This window comes from Egbenema bharatensis FJBBOT/2019, assembly GCF_048077055.1.
Classification (GTDB): domain Bacteria; phylum Cyanobacteriota; class Cyanobacteriia; order Elainellales; family Elainellaceae; genus Egbenema; species Egbenema bharatensis.
In genome coordinates this window covers 2,985,131-3,003,475 of sequence record NZ_CP182236.1, presented here as the reverse complement: position 1 = coordinate 3,003,475, position 18,345 = coordinate 2,985,131, and the positions used below count along the sequence as shown (strand labels likewise).

Here is an 18,345-nt window from a genome sequence, read left to right as displayed (position 1 = left end):
AGGGAATTGGGCGGAGTGATAGAATTCCCGTCACCCTACACCAGTGCAAGTTGGGGAACCACACCCGATCCGGGCGGAATGGTTTTTCCGACTGCGGCTGCGATCGGTTCCAGGCTCCGCACTAGGGCGATCATTTCTTCCAGAGATAGAGTTTGCCGCGCATCGGAGATCGACTTTTCGGGTTCAGGGTGACACTCCACCATAATTCCATCCGCACCGCAGGCCACCGCCGCCCGCGCCAGGTCAGCCACCAGTTCCCGCTTGCCCGCAGCATGGCTGGGATCCACCACGATCGGCAGATGGGTAATTTGCTTCAGGGCTGCCACTGCCCCCAAGTCCAGCACATTTCGCGTGTAGGAGTCGAAACTGCGAATACCCCGCTCACACAGGATCACATTGGGATTGCCGTAGCTGAGAATATACTCCGCCGCCATGACGAATTCCTCCAGGGTGGCAGCTAATCCTCGCTTCAGCAGCACGGGCTTGTTAACCTGACCCAACGCCTTCAGCAGGTCAAAGTTTTGCATATTGCGGCTTCCCACTTGCAGCACATCCACATGGGCCGAAATCTCCTCAATCTGGGAAATGGCCATGACCTCGCTGAACACAGGCATCCCGTAGCGATCGCGCACTGCATCCAGAACCTTCAGTCCTTCCAGCCCCATCCCCTGGAAATCGTAGGGGGAAGTCCGGGGCTTATAAACACCGCCTCGTAATGCTTGGACGGGAGCAGTTGCGAGGCGGTTAGCGATAATTTCCATTTGGTTTTGATTTTCGACGGAACAGGGGCCACCAATAATCAGTAACTCCTGACCGCCCACGGAAGCGCGATCGGATAGCTGAATTACAGTCTTATGTTCGGGACTGGTTTTGAGGGTGAGTTTGGCTTTCTGCATGATGAAATTCCTTGTGAATTAGAGGGAGTGGGAAATCGGGAGTGGGAGTGGGGTCAGAGCGAATGGTCAGTTGCCCGGACTCGGTCTTCAAAAAAATTGCCTGGAACCGTTTCCAGTCCCAGGCTTTGTGTGCATTCGCATCAACAACTTACCCAGGACTGAAACTGAGCCAGAAAAAATAAAAGCTAAAAAAAGCGTTAGGGCGGTAAGTCATGGGTTGAAGCACTTTGTAAGCGTTAAAAACAAGTCAGCGTTAAAAAAGCAAGTCATCCTTAAAAAACAAAAACCGCAGCATCCAGTCTGCGGTTCACCAAGAGTTTCCATACAACGCTGGACTCACTCCGGGTGAACCTCCATAAACCAAAAATAAAAGTAAAAGGCTGATTGATACATGACTGGCAAGCGCGTTGAAGTTTTGTAGATTTACTAGCAAAGGTAGCAAAAGGATCAAATGAAAGTCAAGTCCCCCAGCGGAGAAGTTGGGAGCATCCCACTTTTGTAATAGGGTGAAGATTAACCCACCCCTGCCCCTCCCAAGCGGATGAACCCACCCCTGCCCCTCCCAAGAGGGGATTTGATGGACATTCTCCGGGTTGAGTAGGGATTTCCCAGAGTTTCCCCTCCTGGGAGGGGTTAGGGGTGGGTGCCAACGTCTGATTCCACCGGATATTTCTATCCGATCGCCCTCATGGGGAAAGGGGTTGGTGCAAAACTGGGATGCTCCCGGAGAAGTTTTGTAGGCGGTATCCGCCAGCGGATTTGAGGAACGCGCAAAGCGTTGATTGCTAGCGGGTGGGTTGAATGATTTTCGTGGGGGCGATCGGATTGGCGTGAAGGGGAATCTGGACGGAGAAGGTGCTGCCCTGGTTGACCTGGGATTCGAGCCGGATGGAGCCGTTCATCAGTTTGGCAAATTGCCGACAGAGGGCCAGCCCCAGCCCGGTTCCTCCAGTTTGGCGCTGCATCGAATTTTCGACTTGATAAAATGCCTCAAATATTTTGCCCTGCTGTTCCGGGGGAATGCCGATGCCAGTGTCTGTTACAGAAAAATTGAGCATGGAATCTTTATCTAAACTCAGCCGCAGGTTGACCTGCCCGTGGGTGGGCGTAAATTTAATTGCATTGGAAACCAGATTGACCAGAATCTGGTACACCTTGCGATCGTCTAACAGTACGCTTCTAATGCGATCGGGAAGTTGATTCTCAAAGGTGAGGGTAATATTTCTGTCGTGCGATCGCTCCTGCATCAGCATCAGCACTCGCTCACACAAATCAACGGGTGAAACGGCTTGGAGATCCAACTCCATCCGTCCCGCTTCAACCTTGCTCAGATCCAGCAGATCATTAATTAAATTGAGCAAATGCTGACCGCTGGTGTGGATTAAGTTGACATACTGCATTTGTTTGGGGGTGAGGCTGCCGTGAATTTGGTCGTGGAGCAGCCGCGCAAATCCCAGAATCGTTGTCAGGGGGGTTCGCAGTTCATGGCTGACATTGGCCAGAAATTCAGTCTTGTGCTGGTTGGCGGCTTCGGCCAGCAGTAAGGTAGAGGCTAATTCCTGGGTGCGCTGTTGAACCTGTGCTTCCAGGTTGTCGCTGTACTGCTGAACTTGGTGAAGGGTTTGCTCCAGTTCGTTGACGTGGCGTTGAAGGGCAAACTGCACGGCGATCTGGTGGCTGAGGGCATGGAGGGCATCCACTTGAGTGGGATCAAACGGGCGCGGGATTTGATCCAGAACACACAGTGCTCCCAGGTTTTCGCCCTGCGGCGAGAGGAGGGCAACTCCCCCATAGGCTCGAATATGGGGTGGAGCAGTTACAGCCGGATGATGGGCAAAGGCAGGGTCTGCCAGGGTATCTGCAATGAACAGTGACTCCGATTCCATCCATGAGCAAAAGCCTGAATCCAGGGGCAATGCCTCAGGGGCTAACCCCACGAATGCCACCACAGACAGCCGATCGCCCTCCCACGCCGTTACCCAGGCAAAAGGAGCCTGACAGATTTGCGCTGCCAATCGCACCAGATCATCCAGGGCAAACTGAGGCGATCGAATTTGAGTGAAGTCTTGCAACATAGTCTTCTAAGTCATGGACTGAGTGAGGAACTCGCAACACTGCAAGGCTCCAGTCAAATTTCGTCACAGTTTTCGCACACAGCGTTTGGACGCATCTCCCTTGGTCAGCGTTGATTCTACGGAGGTATTCTGAATTGATTTTTTCTAGCCTAACGAGATTGTTCGGCTAGCCTGAAAATTTCAAGTATTTCTTTATGGCAATTCTGGATACCAATTGGGTTCTATATTCTATGCACAACAGAAAACCAGAACGGGCTACAATTGCCGCTGCAACTGACCCAAAATTGGCTCAGAATCAACTCAGAATGGCGGGATGCTGGTGAACTAAATGGCTTGACGAATGGCTTCAATCAACCGCTCGATTTCTGATTCCAGGGTGAAGTAGTGCACACACGCTCGAATGCAGGCAGGGTCAAGAATGGTTCGCAGCAGAAAGCCCTGAGATTCCAGGGTTTGAACGATCGATGCTGGATTAGATTGCTCTGTCCGAAAGGAAATCAGCCCGGCTTCTGGAGCAGCGGTACGCAAACAGGTGATGGAGGGGATTTGGCCCAGTTGCTCCCAGAGAAATTGACTTAATTCTCGAATCCGTTGATAGCGCTGTTCGGTGGTTCCCCACAACTGATGGATGGCGATCGCTTCCTGAAGTCCAGCATACAGGGTGTAGTCAGAGGTGGCCACTTCAAACCGCCGCCCGTCTGCGTGATAGCCCGTGGGATACCCGGCTGGATTCCGGGTTAATCCTCGCCATCCCACATAGGTCGGTCTGAGGTCGGTCAATAACTCCGATCGCACATACAGTCCTCCCAATCCGGCAGGGCCGCACCACCACTTGTGCCCGGTGAAGGCATAGAAATCTACACCCAATTCCACCAAATGTAAGGGCAGCACGCCGACGGACTGAGCCGCATCTACCAACAACCGCACCGGCACTTCACCCGCATGGGTATGGCAGGCCTGGGCAATTTCTTGTAGTGGGAGCACCTGTCCGGTATTCCAGAGGATGTGGCTGAGGGCAACCAGGCGGGTTCTGGGGCGAAGGTGCTGCTGAATCACGGCAACCGGATCGCCTTCATTTAAAGTAGCCAGCAGGGGACAGGTGGTGACTTCAATGCCAAAACGATGCTGAAGTTCCAGAGCCGTTGCAATCACGCTGGGATGCTCACAATCGGACAGCAGTAAATGATCGCCTGGTTGCCAGTCCATGCCCCACATGGCAATATTGCAGCCAGTTGAAACGTTTTCGGTCAGGGCGATCGTCTCCAGGGGAACCTGTAGCTCTGCGGCGATCGTCTCTCGTAACTGCTTCTCTTCCTGACTGATCCAGCGATTAATGGCACTGGAGAATGGCCCCGATCGCTGCACGTACTCATGGGCGCGGTAAATGGCACTGATTGCGTTCTGGGGCATTGGGCCCTGCCCACCGTAGTTGAAATAAGCTTTATCGGTCAGCGCCGGAAATTGCTGGCGATATTGATCGGGTTGCAGCAAAGTCAAAAGGGATGCTCATCGGGTTCGTTTTGATTTTATCTCATTACCAACGGTGCCTCTGGGGCAGCCTGATGGGCGGTTAAAAAACTGAGCAAGATTGAGCCAGCTGTAACAATTTTAACCAAACACAATTGGTAGGCTTTCTGTTGATTGCCGTCAAACGCAATTGATTCAGTTATCCTATCTGTGTCCACCCCCCTCCGTACAGATCTCACCTAATGACTACGGCGTTAGATTCGTCTCCCAGTCCCTTCCAGCTCCGGCTCGATCGCTTTATTCACGATTCCTACACTGAGTTCATCCTGATCCTGCTGATTCTGGCATCCGTTTTGATTGTGATGGCTGAGGTGGCTTCGGAGCCGGGTGTGCCTTTGCCTATCCTGTCCACGGTGGATGGTGTGCTCACGGTTATTTTTGTGATTGAATTGAGCATCCGGTACTACATTGCTCGGCGGAAAGATCGCTTTTTTAAGCAGTATTGGATCGATATTATCGCTGTGCTGCCTTTTTTGCCGGCCTTTCACGTTCTGCGGTTGCTACGGTTGCTGCGGTTGCTGCGGGTGGGGATTCTTATCAATCGTAATCTACTGCGCGTGTCTTCCACCGTGGCGGCTAGCCTGAGTGCCCAACTGGGGCTGTTTGTCATGGTGGGACTGATCGTTTTGGTGGGCGCTTTAGGAATTTACCTGGTGGAGGGCCGCCAGAACCAGGATTTTTCTAGCTTGCGAGATGCCCTGTGGTGGAGCTTTTTTACCCTCGTTTCTGGAGAGCCGATCGGTGGTGAAGCCCAAACCGATGGTGGACGATTTATTACCCTAATTGTGTTGGTAGGCGGCTTGACCATGTTTGCCGTTTTCACTGGGGTAGTATCAGCAGTAATGGTACAACGGTTGAAAAATGTGATGGAAATTCGCTACTTGGAACTGGACGAACTGCGCGGGCATATCGTAATTTGCGGTTGGAATCGCAGTGGCCATCTGGTAATTGAAGAACTACACGCCGATCCAGACTTGAAAAAACTGCCGATCGTCGTTGTAGCAGAATTCATCGAAACGCCGGAGAGGGAACTGAAGAGTACCGATCGCTCCCAGATTTACTTCTACACCGGGGATTACACCACGATCGAAGCTCTAGAAACGGTGGGGATCTACTACGCTTCTCGCGCCATTTTACTCGCCGATGCCACCTGCCCTCGTAGCGATCAAGACCGCGATGCCCGGACGGTTCTGGCCGCTCTCACCATTGAAAAACTGAACCCCAAAATCTACACCTGTGCCCAACTGCTCGATCGCAAAAATAATGTGCAGCTTCGAGTGGCGGGGGTGGAAGATGTGGTGGTGTCGGATGAATTGGCCAGCCATTTGATCGCTACCTCTGCCCGCAATTTTGGCGCATCGGATGTTCTGGCAGAACTGCTTACGGTTCAGGTGGGCAACCAAATTTACAAAGTATCCTTGCCTATGGAATGGATTGATACAACGTTTTGGGAAGTCACGGGAGAACTCAAGCACCAGTATGATGCAATTCTGCTGGCGGTTGAACGACAAACAAATGGTAAGCGAGAAACCCTGGTGAATCCACCCCAAAATGAACGGTTACGAGAAAAGGATGAACTCATTGTGATTGCCCGGAAGTTACCGATCTGGAAGTCCTGATGAATTGTTTAGTCTTGTTTCCAGGAGGCAGGGTTGGATGTAATGTATTGGCGAATGTTCTGTAATGCGTTTTCGTTGCGGATAATGTGTTCGTAGTAGTTGCGTTGCCAAATGGGTGTACCGGGTGTTTGACAAATTTGATTAATTTTACGGGTGGAAACCGATTTGAAATTTTGCACGATCGCGGCGATCGATCCCGGTTGGGTTCCACACGGGGGTAGGGGCGAAGCATTTGCGTCAATACGGTGAGATTGACTGATAGGTTGGCTGGCAAATGCTTCGCCCCTACGGGATGTATCGTTCAAAACCAAAATCCCGCGCATGTGGTTCGGCATGACGATAAATTCATCGAGGGTCAAACCCGGAAAATGATGCGGCAGGGTTTGCCAGACCGATCGCACCCGTTGCCCCAATTGATTCAACCGCATTTCCCCTTCCACCACCTCGCCAAACCAGCAGATCCGATCGCGGGTACAGATGGTAATGAAGTAGGCTCCTGGGCTGGAATAGTCGTATCCTTTCAGACGGATCGATCGTCTGTGGTGAAGATCGGGGTTGTATTGCATGAGTGGGAATCGGTGCGATCGGTTGTTTTCAGGATTCCCAATCCGTTTTTGTAATTCCCAATATCGGGTTCCCCGCGATGGGTAGGGGCGAAGCATTTGCATCAATACGGCTGAGATTGACCGTAACGTTAATTGGCAAATGCTTCGCCCGTACGGGATGTGTCGGGAGATTCCTTCGCGCGAAGAAGTGTAAAGCGTAAAAGTTAAAAAGTGTAAAGAGTTATGAAGTCCTGGCAGACAGAACAACCCGAAAGCCGTTGTTGCCGTACCGATCGACTGGTGAGTACCTGTCGCGAGCCGCAAAACGACAGAACCCGGGGTAGTTGAGCCAGGAACCACCGCGCAGGAACAGACAATCGCTCCCTCCGCCCGTCACCCAAGCACTACCATCCGTCCCTCGCTCATTCATCGTCTAGGAGTCGTCCCCTCAGTGATCGCCGCAATCAGATGATCTTGCTCACAAATTGAGTTGAGGTTCTTGTGCCGCAGCCTGAAGCACAGTAGACCAATTTTGTTGAGCGTCTTCAATCTTCCAATTCATACGTCATCAGAGAGCTTTCCTTCTACTTTGGCTCGATCAATGGCTTCCTGAATCAAGAGATAAACAAAGTTAGAGATAGAACGCTTTTCAATCTGACAAAGCTTCTCCAATGCCTTCTTTGTCTCGGAGGGCAAAACTACTGAAATGCGCTCACTATCACCCATGAACTCTAATAAATCTGTACAAGTTTCCTCCATTTTGTCATCATTTCCTATGACTACCGCTCATCGTCCGACGAAGACTCACCTAGATACAAATCTACAAAACTCTCGGCGGCTTCCGAATCAAGCCGTCTCAAAGCTTGAACGATTTCGACAACCGTTTCCGCCGTTGGATCGCGTTCCTCATGAAACCACTTGAACACGGCAGAGCGCTCAACTCCCATCGTGACAGCCAGCTTATTCTGACTGATTTTGTAAGTTTTCAAAACTTGCCTTAATGCTCGACCTGCTTTTCCCATGCCTCAAATAGTGTCAGAGGCTCATCATACAGGCTAATTGTTTAGTCAGATCCCTGCGTTTTTTTCTCTTGACGTTCTTTCACCGCTTGAGTCAGCAAATACGTTACGAGACTACTGATCGAGCGACTCTCCTCTGTAGCCCATTCTTCCAGTGCCTTCTGAATGTCCTCCGGCAAATAGGCGGTCACACGTCCGCGTGTAGCCATGAATTCAATCACAAAATATCGCAACATAGCCCATTTTACGCTGCTTTAAACCACTACATCTAGAAATAGCACATTGTGACGTACAATGCGTCATTTTGTGATTATGTGTGGTAGATTCAGATTAATCACAAACCAAAAGCCAGCCCTCCCAAGTTTCTCAGGCTCCGGGGGACTGGCTCTGGTTCCACATTTTCATGGAGACAATCTAATTATGACCTATCGAGAACGCCTGAATCACTGGGCGGTAATTCGTCTGCTGCCCAATTGTCAGCGGGTGGTGATCGATCGCTTTCGCAGTTGGTCTGATGCTGAAGGTCACGCTCAGGCAATGCGGCGGTTAGTTCCCGATGGGGAGTTTATTGTGGTGTTTGATCCGGTTAGGGCTGATCTGAAAGAGGGCGATCGAGGCTCTGGGGTTGGAGCGTGAGGACGATCGATGGGTTCAATTGATGGTTGTCCAAATTTGGGCAGAGACAAACTGCTCTAGATGAGCAACATTTGTTGTGGCAATTACCGTTTCCCTTCCCTGTTGACGAATCAAAAGGGCTTGCGCTGCCAAAATTACATCTGCATCCAAAGCCTTATTATCTGCCGTGGGTTTTCCCTGTCTTCTGGCAAGGGCCCATAACTCGGCGGCGGTCAACATCACCTCAGTGGTAATCGGAACAAAACCGATTGTTACCTTAAGGAGATCGAGTCGCTGGATTCCTTGGAATCTGTTTGCACGAAGCAGTTCCCGTCGCACCTCATAATCTGCAATTTCTGAAACCTTAACGATGCAGCCAGAACGGAGCAAATTTTGCAACCACTGTTTAATCTCTGGATTCTTTCGTGGATGGGTAAGCATTCCCAATGGCCCTGCATCCAGCAAGACAACCTTACTCAACAAACAGCCCCCGCGCATCAATACTCGATCGCGCTTGATCAAGGGCTACTTTTAATTCATCCCAAGCTGCCTCATCATAGCCAGACTCATCTGCCATCCAATCGTCTAGTAGTTGAATCACCTCCTCCACCGTTTGCTTGGAGAGAGGTTGAACGAGTAGGGGATCTGATGGTTGATCTGTTCTGAAAGGTTTTGAATACATTGGAAGGCGTAACCTTGAGCAATAGAACGCTTGACTCTCCTATTATCGCTTTGATGAACCGCATTTCCCCATCCAAATTATGACCTATTCTTTGGTTGACTGGGCGGGCAAGATGCCCACCCCACAAGAACTCTAGATTATGAAATTCATCTCCGCTTAATGCAAAATCAACTGGGCAGCTTGGTTAAAAAACTGGCGGTAGATCCCCTCAATCAAAACCATGCTGGTGCCCAAGGTAGCGATCGCCAGAATAAACATAATGATCATCTGGTAAACCGCTGCCTCTAGCGGATCAACCCCACTGAGAATTTGTCCAGTAATAATGCCAGGCAGTTTGACAATTCCCACTACCAGCATCGAGTTGAGCGTCGGAATCAGTCCCGCTTTGATCGCCTCATTCCGGTAGCGGGCAGTTGCCTGATTAGGAGTTGCGCCCAGGCTGAGATGGGTTTCAATTTCTAGCTGGCTGGCGTTGAGGGTACTGACCAATCGTTCACCGCCGATCGCCGCTGCGGTCATGGCATTGCCCAAAATAATCCCTGCCAGTGGCACAAGATACTGTGGCTGATACCAGGGATCCGGTTGTAGGATGAGCAGGTTGACATAGGCTAACGTTAAAGCCGTCCCTACCACGATCGCCAGTCCCACAATGGGTAACAAACGCGGCACTTTTTTACTGATTCGGTTGCGAGCTACGATCGTCGCAATCACAGACATCACAGCAATAATTGCAATTACCGCCCAGGGATTATCCAGCGCAAACACCAGTTCCAGGATGTACCCTACCGCCAGGAGTTGCACCACCGTCCGCCCCGTAGCCATCGCCAGATTCCACTCCAGACCCAACTGTTGCCACGCCGACAAGCCAATAGCAATCAACATCAACCCCAGGGAAAACCCAAACCGGAGCAGATCAATTTCAATCAGTTCATCCATATTGCCCCTCAACGCTTCTCAAACCATACCGTGAGGGGCGATCGTTTGAAGGGATTAGACCTGAGCCTGAGCCGCTGGAACTTTAACCTCCTGAAGCTGTGACTCATTGGCAATCCGTTCTTGCTTCAGTGCTTCAAGCTGTTGGGTTAGCTGCTCCCGCACCACATAGCGATAGGAAAAGAAATGTTCCCCCACGCCCAGGGTTGCCAAATATCCCGGCAGCAGTTTGGGTTTACGAAGACCCATCACTAGCAGTTGCCACCAGAAGCGCAGTCGAGTGGAACGCACCACCCCTTGCCGCCAGCAGATTGCCCTGAACAACTGCCATTCTGGCTGCGTAATTTTGCGATCGGTTTTGCCACGCCAATGCTTCATCATCATGAAGTGCCGGAAAGTGCGTTTCAGGTAGGGCATCGGTTCATAAATTTGCCAGAAAGCATCAATGTATTCCTGCGTGATTTCCTCGACCGGACGAGTCGGCACAAAGTTCATGATCGCCCCTTGATGGAAAGTACCCATGCCATCGGTCAAGCGGCCTTCTTGCTTCAAACGGTTCCACATTGCGGTGTTTTGCAGGGCTTGGAGGAGGCTAAACTGCCCCTGGGCAATGCCAGTCTCTTCAATGAAGTCACGAATGCGGTTTCCAGCACCCGGTTTTTCTCCATCAAATCCAATAATGAAGCCCGACATGATTTGCAGTCCGGCCTGCGTAATTCGATGGCACGATTCCACCAGAGGGTGGCGGGTATTTTGCAGTTTCCGAATGCCCACCAGGCTATTTTCATCGGGTGTCTCAATTCCCATAAACACCAGAATGAATCCAGCCTGCACCATCAGATCAATTAATTCATCATCCTCGGCTAAATTCAGCGACGCTTCCGTAATCAGCTTGAAGGGATAATGGTGTTCCTCCATCCAGGGAATCAGGGCTTGCAGAAACACCTTGGCATTACGCTTGTTGCCAATAAAGTTATCGTCTACTACAAAAATATAGCGTCGCCAGCCAAGCTGATAAAGGGTGTCAAACTCCTTCAGCATTTGCTCCGGGGTTTTGGTGCGGGGTTTGCGGCCGTACAGGTTAATAATGTCGCAGAACTCACACTGGAAGGGGCATCCCCGCGAGAATTGCACAGTGATAGCGAGATAGGCATCCAGTTCCAGTAAGTCATAGCGGGCGATCGGGGTTTGGGTCACGTCTGGCTTTTCGGATGCCCGAAAGATGCCCTGTGCTTCCCCCCGTTCCAATGCTGCCAAAAAGAGCGGAATCGTACATTCCCCTTCATCCAGGATCAAGTACTGTGCGCCAGCATCCAGGGCTACTTCTGGATAGGAGGTGGGATAGGACCACCCACCGCAACCTTTTTACCCAGAGAAAGTCCCTTTTGAATCAATGCTTGAAAATCTTGTTTTTGGATCACCATTGCCGAAATGATCACCACATCGCACCAGTCCCAATCTTCGTCAGTTTCGAGCCGGACGTTGCGATCGATCAGTCGTAAATTCCAGTCTGTGGGCAAAAGTGAGGCAACGGTAATCAGACCAAGGGGGGGATTGGTTGAACGAAGACCTGCCAGATCTAACGTTTCCTGGTATGACCAGAAGGAATTTGGCATGAGAGGCCAGAGGAGTAGCGCATTCATAGGCCGCCTTGTGAGATGAAACGTATTCATCCACAGTACTGCTGAGATTCACAATAAGAATTTAAAAAACCTAAAGATAAATGAAGTTTTGAGTTGTTTTTAGCGGCACAAAAATGCGCTTTACGCGATCGTCAAACAATCTACCATGCGTCAGATTGTAAGGGAACGGTTGGACAATTTAAGGTTAATGGAGTTTGTAGGATAATCTTAGAACACTGCCCTTGTCTGCATCGTTCGCCCTTGACTGTAGTTTGTTCTACTGATTGCTTAGGGTTAAAGGGACGGCTCAGGAGATATTTCGTAAAGACTTAGAAAACTTTAAAGTTAAAACTTAACTGGAAAATACCGGACATCGGCATCTGCTTTTCTGCTTGATCGATCTGCTTGATCCCTGTTTATGAAGTTGTTTGTTTATGAAGTTGTTTATTGTTGTCGCTAAAGTATTTTATGAAAGTATTGCTCATTTGGCCCATTCTGCCTAACTCTTTTTGGTCTTATCAAGCAACCCTTGATATGGCGGGTTTGCGAGCCACGAATCCTCCTCTGGGTCTGATTACGATCGCAGCGATGCTTCCTCCAGAGTGGGAACTGCGCTTAGTCGATCGCAATGTGCGCTTTGAAACTGACGAAGATTGGGACTGGTGCGACATGGTGCTCATCTCCGCCATGATTGTGCAGAAGCAGGACTTGCAGGAATTAATCCAACAAGGCGTTGCTTCGGGCAAAAAAGTGGCTGTCGGTGGGCCCTATCCAACCTCTGTACCCGAAGTTGCCCTGGATGCAGGCGCGCAGTACTTGATTCTGGATGAAGGCGAGCATACGGTTCCGCTGTTTTTAGAAGCATTGGAACGCGGCGAGGAACGGGGGGTCTTTCGGTCTGCTGAAAAACCGGATGTGACCCAAACCCCGATCCCTCGATTTGATCTGCTGGATTTAGATGCTTATCTGGCCGTTACCCTCCAATTTTCGCGGGGATGCCCCTTCCAGTGTGAGTTCTGCGACATTATTAACCTGTACGGCCGCAAACCCCGCACCAAAACCCCGGAGCAAATGCTGAAGGAGTTTGACGCGCTTTACGAAATGGGCTGGCGACGGTTGGTGTTTGTGGTGGATGATAACTTCATTGGCAATAAGCGCAACGCCAAGATGTTTTTACGGGAATTAATTCCCTGGATGCAGGCACATCATTATCCCTTCATGCTGATTACGGAAGCGTCGTTGAACCTGGCAGAAGATGATGAGCTAATTGATTTGATGGTGCAGGCGGGATTCCGGATGGTGTTTATGGGGATCGAAACACCGGATATGGACAGTTTGGCGGTCGCCCACAAAGAGCAGAACACGCGGCGATCGCTGATTGAGTCGTGTCATAAAATTACTGAAGCCGGAATCCAGATTATGTCAGGATTTATTCTAGGATTCGATGGCGAAAAGACAGGAGCCGGATATCGAATTCAACAGTTTGTGGAAGAAACAGGGATTCCGCAAGCTCACTTAGGATTACTGCAAGCTTTGCCTAATACTGCCATGTGGCAACGCCTGAAGCGTGAGGATCGCTTGTATCAGGAAGTAGACAGTAGCGGCCCACAGAAGTCCTTAATGAACTTTGAACCAACTCGTCCTTTACAGGAAGTGGTAATGGAGTTTGTCGAGGCATTCTGGCAGCTTTACGAACCAATGGCCTATCTCAAACGCACGTTTCACCATTTCAGCAGGATGGGATCTCATCGCCCACCGAGTCAGTATCCTCTTACCCAGAAGGAGTGGCGATTAATCCTGGGAGTTTGCTGGCGACAGGGAATTGTCCGATCCACTCGACTGCGCTTCTGGTGGCAACTGTTGGTCATGGCTGTCCGTAAACCTAACTTGCTGTTTGACTATGTGGCGGCTCTAGCCTTCGGGGAACACTTTTTCACGTTTCGCCATGAAGTGCGATCGTCTTTAGTGAGCAAGTTGGCACAGTTACAGGCACAACCAGTGGATGAATCAAAAGATTTACCATCGGTAGAATCTCCTGAGCTGGTTCATTAGCTGGTTCATTCAGTTCTAGAGGTTAAAACGAGTCGTAATTTGGCGTGAATCAGGTTCAAGTTGGCCAACCCTAAATCCAGATCGCCTTCCAACACGACTCCGGTATGCAGTAATCGATCGAGTAATTCCAGGATGGTTGGGTTAGTCGAATGCTCCCCCGGATAGTATCCTCCCTGCCTGGGTAGCAAGGAGCCAATTTCACCCAGATCAATATTCAGCTCTGCGGGATCAATTTCAAAAATCTCGCAGAGTTTTATTACCTGTTCTTCCAACTTTTGCAAACTTTCGGAAGCGCGATCGAGATCTGCATCACTCAGTTCCCCAGACTCCATGCGGCGAATTACCTGCGCTTCCATCAGTTGTCGCACCAACTCCACCACCGTCAACAGGAGGGGAGCCAAACCAGCATCTTTTTTAGGGGACTGATGGGATGGAAGATCAAGATCCTCAACATTCTCAGCCGGAGTAATCCGAATCGGCAAATCAGAAGCCATGGAAATCACAGAGAGCAACCCGAAACGCTCATCCCCAAGACAAGCTCTTTCATCCTACCTCCTCTCTCCCCTCTCCTCTCTCCTCTCCTCTCTCCTCTCTCCCCTCTCCCGCCTGCCCTGCAAGAGCCGCAATTCCTGTTCTAAATGCTCTAAACGTGCCTGAAGCTGCCGATTTTCTTCCAGAAGTTGCTGCGATCGACTGCTGAGGTACGGATCGTTTTCCCACCAGTTGATCCCAATTTCTTTGGCTTTGTCCACGGAGGAAATCAGGAGACGAATCCGAATATTCAGCAATTCAGTGGAACCCACGGAAACTGAAATGTCTCCGGCAATCACCACGCCTTTGTCCAGCACTCGCTCCAGGACATCAGCGAGGGTAGAACCTTGGGTGACAGTGGGAACCGGGCGGTTGGGGACTGAAGCAGGGGCGATCGTCATCAGATTTCACCTTCAGCGGTTGGGGCGGTCAACAGAGAAGACTGGGCAGTGGACTTGCGCTTCTTTTTGAGGGGTAACGATTCTGGAGGGACTGGTGCCGCTGTCTCTTCGACTTGAACAGGCTGACTCAAATCTACTTCGGGAAACCCGTTAGCGGTTTCATTCCCAGTTTCATCCTCGGTTTCATCACCCGTTTCATCCTCAGCCACCAGATCAAACTCATCCAGGGCATCGTTCGCCGACCGGGCAGCATTCACCATCGGAATCACTCTGGAATGGGGCGCGTGCTTTTCTGCTTCTAATTGCATCGCGTGAGTGGCGATCATTTCGTTGAAAACTTCCCATAGGAGATGGGTCGCTTCTGTTAGTGCCAGCCCAGCCCGTGACAGCAGTACATCCTGGCAGACATCGCGGAACTCCGGGTTTTCCGGCAGTGCCAGAATCTCGTGCTCATGGCAAATTTTGGCCAGCATCAGGCAAGACCGTAACCCGGAGGTTTTCTCAGCTCCCGTGCGGCTACGGAACGATCGCACCAGACTAACAATCAGTTGCGCACTTTCACGGTCAATCCCAGTTTTTTGGATGGCAATTTCCTGCTGCGTTAGCTCATCCGGCTCTGGCATATTGATCGTGATCAGCCGATCCATCAGGGCATCCTGGGTGTCATGTACGCCGCAATACTCTTCAGGGTTAGAAGTAAAAATAGCGCGGAAATGAGGATTAACCCGAATATAGTCACTGCGGTTGTTGTTAGGGGGCAGGACGAGCAACTTTTCCTCCAGAGCCGACAGCAGCACATTATTCACCTCTGGGCGCGATCGGTTGAACTCATCGTAAACCAGAGTGAATCCTTCCCGGCAGGCTAAGGTCAACCGTGAATCAACCCAGTTTTGCCGCAGTTCATCTTCAACTTTGACAACGCTATGGATATAGTTATCAACTACTTTTTTGCGTGTATAACCCGATTGATTTCCAATCAAATCAGACGTTTTGAACTCATCATCCCCAAACAGCAGCATAATGGGACGACTCAACAAATCCGCCAAATGGAGTGCCATTGTCGTTTTTCCGGTTCCGGCGGGCCCACGTAAATGCACTGAAAAACCAGATTGAAGATACCTCAGGGCACGGGCAGCGACACGCTCAATGGACGGTGTACTGACAAATCGCCGGGGGCTAGCTTTTAATACCGTCGTCACAGGTTCACATCCTCTTGAATCAAGTAAATTCGATCGCGTTGGGTGACTAATCCTTTCTTAATCAACGCTCGCAGGGCATCCACTGCCTGGAATCGATTAATTCCCAATGCAGTTTCCAATTCCGTTAGCCTTGCGCCACCGGTCTGGTGAATCTGTTGATAAATGGCTTTCTCAAGCTGATCTTCCTCAGAGTTTAATGGAGGAATAGTAGACACAACGGCTTTCGGCTCAACAGCTTTTGGCTCAACCGGCTTCGGCTCAACGGGTTTCGGTTCAGCTAAGGTTAAAGGTGCAGACTTCTGGGAAACAACCTGAGCATTGGGTTTTGCCGCTGGCTGATTCAGCGTTGCCGGAATTGCCAATCGATGAGCAAGTTTTTTTGTGTTCTCTACGGCTTTCTTAGTTTTAGCCTTATTCGTTGCTTTAGGTACGATTTTAGTCGTTGTTGCAGTTAGGGCAGGAATGCTAGAAGGCTTGCGTTTAGTTAAACCGCTTTGTGGCTCTACTAAATTGCTGCTCTCATTCACCGAACTTCCCCAAACTGATTCGCGTAATGATGAACAATATTGGGTTAACTCTTCCCGAAATTGAGCGAGTTCCTGGAACAGGTCATTCACATCTGCTGTCCGTCGATCGTGCTCCTGCTGAAGCATGACCTGCAATTGCTGGGCCCGATCGAAGCGAATCAGCTCTAACTCAGATAAGTAGGACTGTACAGACGATCGCAACGTATTGACCCACTCCTCCAGGGCTTGCATTCGTTGCAGATGCTCCTGAATGCGCTGTTGCTCACTGGTTTGCAATAAGGTATGAACTTCTTGCTGAATTTCCTGAATCCGGTGTTGGAGGGTTTGACGCAGTAACGTCACCGAAGTCGTCAAATTACCATGAAACTCGCTCAGATCTTGAGCCAGTTGCTGTGCCATAATGATGCGATCGGCAGCAGTGAGGGAAATCAGTTCTGCGGTCTGTTGCCGTAAGGTTTGGACAAACGCCTGTAGGTGTTCAGCCAGTTGAGCTGCTTGCATCTGACGCTGATCCGCCACATCAGCCAGAAAATCTTGAGTTTCCAACTGAAGTCCTAACTGAAATAACCGCAATTCTTCCCGCAGTTCTGCTGTTTTTGCCTGTCGCTCTTGCTGAAAGGATTGGAGCGTATGACGGACATGCTGCTGGCGATCGAGCACTTCCTGCTGCCGTTGCTGTCGTCCGGCTTGCCATGAGTCTTGAAGGGAAACCACAGAAACCTCCTTTGGAGAGAAGTAATGGGGACTGAGGGAGCGTGAGGCATAAGGCGTGGGGAGAGGGGACAGGAAGGCGATCGGGATGGCGTTGATCTACCTTCCTGCGCTTCTGACCTGAGGATTGTGAATTAAATAACCTGCCAATCATTCTGCCTGGTTGACTGGGCGGGCAAGACTTCGGCTTGAGCTCAGTCGAAACGCTGCCCACCCCACAAGAACTCCAGATTATTCAATTTGCATTCCCAAAGGCTAGGCCTCGGATCAGCACTCAGTCCTCAGCACTCAGTCCTCAGTCCTCAGCACTCAGTCCTCAGTCCTCAGCACCACAGGCTTTGCCCACGCTCCACGAACAGCACTACTAGGATGCAGGAACGGCTGCCTGTGCAGTCAGACCAACGGCTTCAGCATACTTCAGGTAAGTTTCAACCGATGCAATCACGACACGAGCTTCGATCGCCAGCAGTTCAATCCCAACGAGGGAAACCCGTACCCAAGCATCTACAACAATTCCTTTGTCAAGAATGCGGTCAACGACTTCAGCCAAGCTAGAGGAGGAGTTTACTTTTTCAACAGCCATGATAAATCACCTAAGTTGAACAAATTTCAATGAAAGAATGGGTCAGAAAACGGATGCCTACCTTTGCAGTGCATGATGATAAGAGGCAACCTCAATCAATCAGCATAAGGATTTTCAAATTCAGGAGTTCCAGTGTAAATGCTGAAAATTGATGAATTTGGGGAAATACCTACGAGAAACTACGGCTTGTTTAAAGGGTCTTCGCTTCTGTTAGGCGATCGGCATCCTGCCATCTATTTGTTATTAATTAGTTCGACTAATTTTGAATAACAGTTTGATGGAGTTGTATTCATCATGCCCGGCTGATAGAGTTGGCTAACAAACTTAACAAAACTACATAGAGATTGAAGTGTCAACACAATTTGCTGGATTGACCCAAACCAGTGCTTGCGAGCTTAACGATGATCTGATTTCTAAAGCGATCGTCAATTGAAACACTAAAATGAACGTTAAAACGAACGCTAAATCGTTTGTCTTTTTCGCTGAGAGAACCTGGTAAGGAATGCGAACTGAATAAACTGAAATTCTTGTGGGGTGGGCATCTTGCCCGCCCAGTCAACGAAGTAGAACAATTTACAGGTTATTTGATTCATGATCCTAAGCGCACGTTCAGTTAAGGGCTTGCCATCCAGTCTCTAGCCTCTGTAGTCCAGGTTTTTCAAAGAGAACTTGCTGAGACTTTTAATACAGCATCCTCCGTGTTGGCAAGGCAAAACCTCCCCGTTCGCTGTGTTCCCCCAAGCCTGTAGGTTTTTCTTTTTCCCAGACATATTCGGTGGGTTCCTGCTAGCTTGAGGTATTTCTTACT

Annotated in this window: 18 protein-coding genes and 1 pseudogene; 3 read left to right on the top strand and 16 right to left on the bottom strand. The window is 50.1% G+C overall.

The window, feature by feature from the left end; all coding sequences use genetic code 11:
* Positions 1 to 35: 35 nt before the first annotated feature.
* The 3 genes from aroF to ACM1PF_RS13900 all read right to left on the bottom strand — a co-directional run bounded on the left by aroF (position 36) and on the right by ACM1PF_RS13900 (position 4,468).
* Positions 36 to 896, bottom strand: a complete 861-nt coding sequence (aroF, locus tag ACM1PF_RS13910) for a 3-deoxy-7-phosphoheptulonate synthase (RefSeq protein ID WP_416675486.1) — start codon at positions 894 to 896, stop codon at positions 36 to 38.
* Positions 897 to 1,681: 785 nt separating this feature from the next.
* Positions 1,682 to 2,971, bottom strand: a complete 1,290-nt coding sequence (locus ACM1PF_RS13905; RefSeq protein WP_416675483.1) for a GAF domain-containing sensor histidine kinase — start codon at positions 2,969 to 2,971, stop codon at positions 1,682 to 1,684.
* Positions 2,972 to 3,295: 324 nt separating this feature from the next.
* Positions 3,296 to 4,468 carry an aminotransferase class V-fold PLP-dependent enzyme gene (locus ACM1PF_RS13900; RefSeq protein WP_416675480.1) on the bottom strand — a complete coding sequence of 391 codons (1,173 nt, stop codon included), beginning with the start codon at positions 4,466 to 4,468 and terminating at the stop codon, positions 3,296 to 3,298.
* Positions 4,469 to 4,680: 212 nt separating this feature from the next.
* On the opposite strand from ACM1PF_RS13900, the gene ACM1PF_RS13895 reads away from it, so the two are divergent.
* Positions 4,681 to 6,117, top strand: coding sequence for an ion transporter (locus tag ACM1PF_RS13895; RefSeq protein WP_416675478.1), 1,437 nt, complete (start codon positions 4,681 to 4,683; stop codon positions 6,115 to 6,117).
* Between the two features lie 8 nt (positions 6,118 to 6,125).
* Here the strand turns inward: ACM1PF_RS13895 and ACM1PF_RS13890 are convergent, their stop codons facing one another.
* The 4 genes from ACM1PF_RS13890 to ACM1PF_RS13875 all read right to left on the bottom strand — a co-directional run bounded on the left by ACM1PF_RS13890 (position 6,126) and on the right by ACM1PF_RS13875 (position 7,890).
* Positions 6,126 to 6,683 (bottom strand): transposase, encoded by a 558-nt coding sequence (locus tag ACM1PF_RS13890; RefSeq protein ID WP_416676645.1) that lies wholly within the window; start codon positions 6,681 to 6,683, stop codon positions 6,126 to 6,128.
* Positions 6,684 to 7,220: 537 nt separating this feature from the next.
* Positions 7,221 to 7,421, bottom strand: a complete 201-nt coding sequence (locus tag ACM1PF_RS13885) for a ribbon-helix-helix domain-containing protein (protein WP_416675476.1) — start codon at positions 7,419 to 7,421, stop codon at positions 7,221 to 7,223.
* Between the two features lie 20 nt (positions 7,422 to 7,441).
* Positions 7,442 to 7,684 carry a helix-turn-helix domain-containing protein gene (locus ACM1PF_RS13880; protein ID WP_416675474.1) on the bottom strand — a complete coding sequence of 81 codons (243 nt, stop codon included), beginning with the start codon at positions 7,682 to 7,684 and terminating at the stop codon, positions 7,442 to 7,444.
* Positions 7,685 to 7,725: 41 nt separating this feature from the next.
* Entirely contained in the window at positions 7,726 to 7,890 is a 165-nt protein-coding gene (locus tag ACM1PF_RS13875; RefSeq protein ID WP_416675472.1) for a ribbon-helix-helix domain-containing protein, read from the bottom strand.
* Between the two features lie 211 nt (positions 7,891 to 8,101).
* On the opposite strand from ACM1PF_RS13875, the gene ACM1PF_RS13870 reads away from it, so the two are divergent.
* Positions 8,102 to 8,317: a hypothetical protein gene (locus tag ACM1PF_RS13870; RefSeq protein WP_416675470.1), complete on the top strand. Its 216-nt coding sequence runs from the start codon at positions 8,102 to 8,104 to the stop codon at positions 8,315 to 8,317.
* A gap of 15 nt (positions 8,318 to 8,332) precedes the next feature.
* On the opposite strand, the gene ACM1PF_RS13865 is transcribed toward ACM1PF_RS13870, so the two are convergent.
* From ACM1PF_RS13865 to ACM1PF_RS13850, 4 genes and pseudogenes are all read right to left on the bottom strand, one after another.
* Positions 8,333 to 8,776 (bottom strand): nuclease, encoded by a 444-nt coding sequence (locus tag ACM1PF_RS13865; protein ID WP_416675467.1) that lies wholly within the window; start codon positions 8,774 to 8,776, stop codon positions 8,333 to 8,335.
* Positions 8,769 to 8,978: a hypothetical protein gene (locus tag ACM1PF_RS13860; protein WP_416675464.1), complete on the bottom strand. Its 210-nt coding sequence runs from the start codon at positions 8,976 to 8,978 to the stop codon at positions 8,769 to 8,771. The genes ACM1PF_RS13865 and ACM1PF_RS13860 overlap by 8 nt, the downstream gene beginning before the upstream one ends.
* A gap of 156 nt (positions 8,979 to 9,134) precedes the next feature.
* Positions 9,135 to 9,914, bottom strand: coding sequence for an ABC transporter permease (locus tag ACM1PF_RS13855; RefSeq protein ID WP_416675462.1), 780 nt, complete (start codon positions 9,912 to 9,914; stop codon positions 9,135 to 9,137).
* A gap of 54 nt (positions 9,915 to 9,968) precedes the next feature.
* A pseudogene (locus tag ACM1PF_RS13850) lies at positions 9,969 to 11,554 on the bottom strand (B12-binding domain-containing radical SAM protein).
* A gap of 447 nt (positions 11,555 to 12,001) precedes the next feature.
* Between ACM1PF_RS13850 and ACM1PF_RS13845 the strand changes: the two are divergent.
* The gene (locus ACM1PF_RS13845) at positions 12,002 to 13,585 is read left to right on the top strand and encodes a B12-binding domain-containing radical SAM protein (RefSeq protein ID WP_416675459.1); all 1,584 of its coding nucleotides are present in this window, start codon (positions 12,002 to 12,004) and stop codon (positions 13,583 to 13,585) included.
* A 5-nt stretch (positions 13,586 to 13,590) separates the two neighbouring features.
* On the opposite strand, the gene ACM1PF_RS13840 is transcribed toward ACM1PF_RS13845, so the two are convergent.
* The 5 genes from ACM1PF_RS13840 to gvpA form a co-directional block, all read right to left on the bottom strand.
* Entirely contained in the window at positions 13,591 to 14,079 is a 489-nt protein-coding gene (locus ACM1PF_RS13840; RefSeq protein ID WP_416675456.1) for a gas vesicle protein K, read from the bottom strand.
* Between the two features lie 54 nt (positions 14,080 to 14,133).
* Entirely contained in the window at positions 14,134 to 14,517 is a 384-nt protein-coding gene (locus ACM1PF_RS13835) for a gas vesicle protein (protein ID WP_416675454.1), read from the bottom strand.
* Entirely contained in the window at positions 14,517 to 15,716 is a 1,200-nt protein-coding gene (gene gvpN / locus ACM1PF_RS13830; protein ID WP_416675453.1) for a gas vesicle protein GvpN, read from the bottom strand. Before gvpN ends, ACM1PF_RS13835 begins: the two co-directional genes overlap by 1 nt.
* Positions 15,713 to 16,957 (bottom strand): gas vesicle protein GvpC, encoded by a 1,245-nt coding sequence (gene gvpC, locus ACM1PF_RS13825; protein ID WP_416675451.1) that lies wholly within the window; start codon positions 16,955 to 16,957, stop codon positions 15,713 to 15,715. The genes gvpN and gvpC overlap by 4 nt, the downstream gene beginning before the upstream one ends.
* A 361-nt stretch (positions 16,958 to 17,318) precedes the next feature.
* Entirely contained in the window at positions 17,319 to 17,537 is a 219-nt protein-coding gene (gene gvpA, locus ACM1PF_RS13820) for a gas vesicle structural protein GvpA (protein WP_039726782.1), read from the bottom strand.
* Between the last annotated feature and the right edge of the window lie 808 nt (positions 17,538 to 18,345).

Excerpts from the sequence above, each read along its gene's own strand:
- aroF (WP_416675486.1), bottom strand. The coding sequence starts at position 896 with ATGCAGAAAGCCAAACTCACCCTCAAAACCAGTCCCGAACATAAGACT.
- ACM1PF_RS13905 (WP_416675483.1), bottom strand. The coding sequence starts at position 2,971 with ATGTTGCAAGACTTCACTCAAATTCGATCGCCTCAGTTTGCCCTGGAT.
- ACM1PF_RS13895 (WP_416675478.1), top strand. The coding sequence starts at position 4,681 with ATGACTACGGCGTTAGATTCGTCTCCCAGTCCCTTCCAGCTCCGGCTC.
- ACM1PF_RS13890 (WP_416676645.1), bottom strand. The coding sequence starts at position 6,683 with ATGCAATACAACCCCGATCTTCACCACAGACGATCGATCCGTCTGAAA.
- ACM1PF_RS13885 (WP_416675476.1), bottom strand. The coding sequence starts at position 7,421 with ATGGAGGAAACTTGTACAGATTTATTAGAGTTCATGGGTGATAGTGAG.
- ACM1PF_RS13880 (WP_416675474.1), bottom strand. The coding sequence starts at position 7,684 with ATGGGAAAAGCAGGTCGAGCATTAAGGCAAGTTTTGAAAACTTACAAA.
- ACM1PF_RS13875 (WP_416675472.1), bottom strand. The coding sequence starts at position 7,890 with ATGGCTACACGCGGACGTGTGACCGCCTATTTGCCGGAGGACATTCAG.
- ACM1PF_RS13870 (WP_416675470.1), top strand. The coding sequence starts at position 8,102 with ATGACCTATCGAGAACGCCTGAATCACTGGGCGGTAATTCGTCTGCTG.
- ACM1PF_RS13860 (WP_416675464.1), bottom strand. The coding sequence starts at position 8,978 with ATGTATTCAAAACCTTTCAGAACAGATCAACCATCAGATCCCCTACTC.
- ACM1PF_RS13855 (WP_416675462.1), bottom strand. The coding sequence starts at position 9,914 with ATGGATGAACTGATTGAAATTGATCTGCTCCGGTTTGGGTTTTCCCTG.
- ACM1PF_RS13845 (WP_416675459.1), top strand. The coding sequence starts at position 12,002 with ATGAAAGTATTGCTCATTTGGCCCATTCTGCCTAACTCTTTTTGGTCT.
- ACM1PF_RS13840 (WP_416675456.1), bottom strand. The coding sequence starts at position 14,079 with ATGGCTTCTGATTTGCCGATTCGGATTACTCCGGCTGAGAATGTTGAG.
- ACM1PF_RS13835 (WP_416675454.1), bottom strand. The coding sequence starts at position 14,517 with ATGACGATCGCCCCTGCTTCAGTCCCCAACCGCCCGGTTCCCACTGTC.
- gvpA (WP_039726782.1), bottom strand. The coding sequence starts at position 17,537 with ATGGCTGTTGAAAAAGTAAACTCCTCCTCTAGCTTGGCTGAAGTCGTT.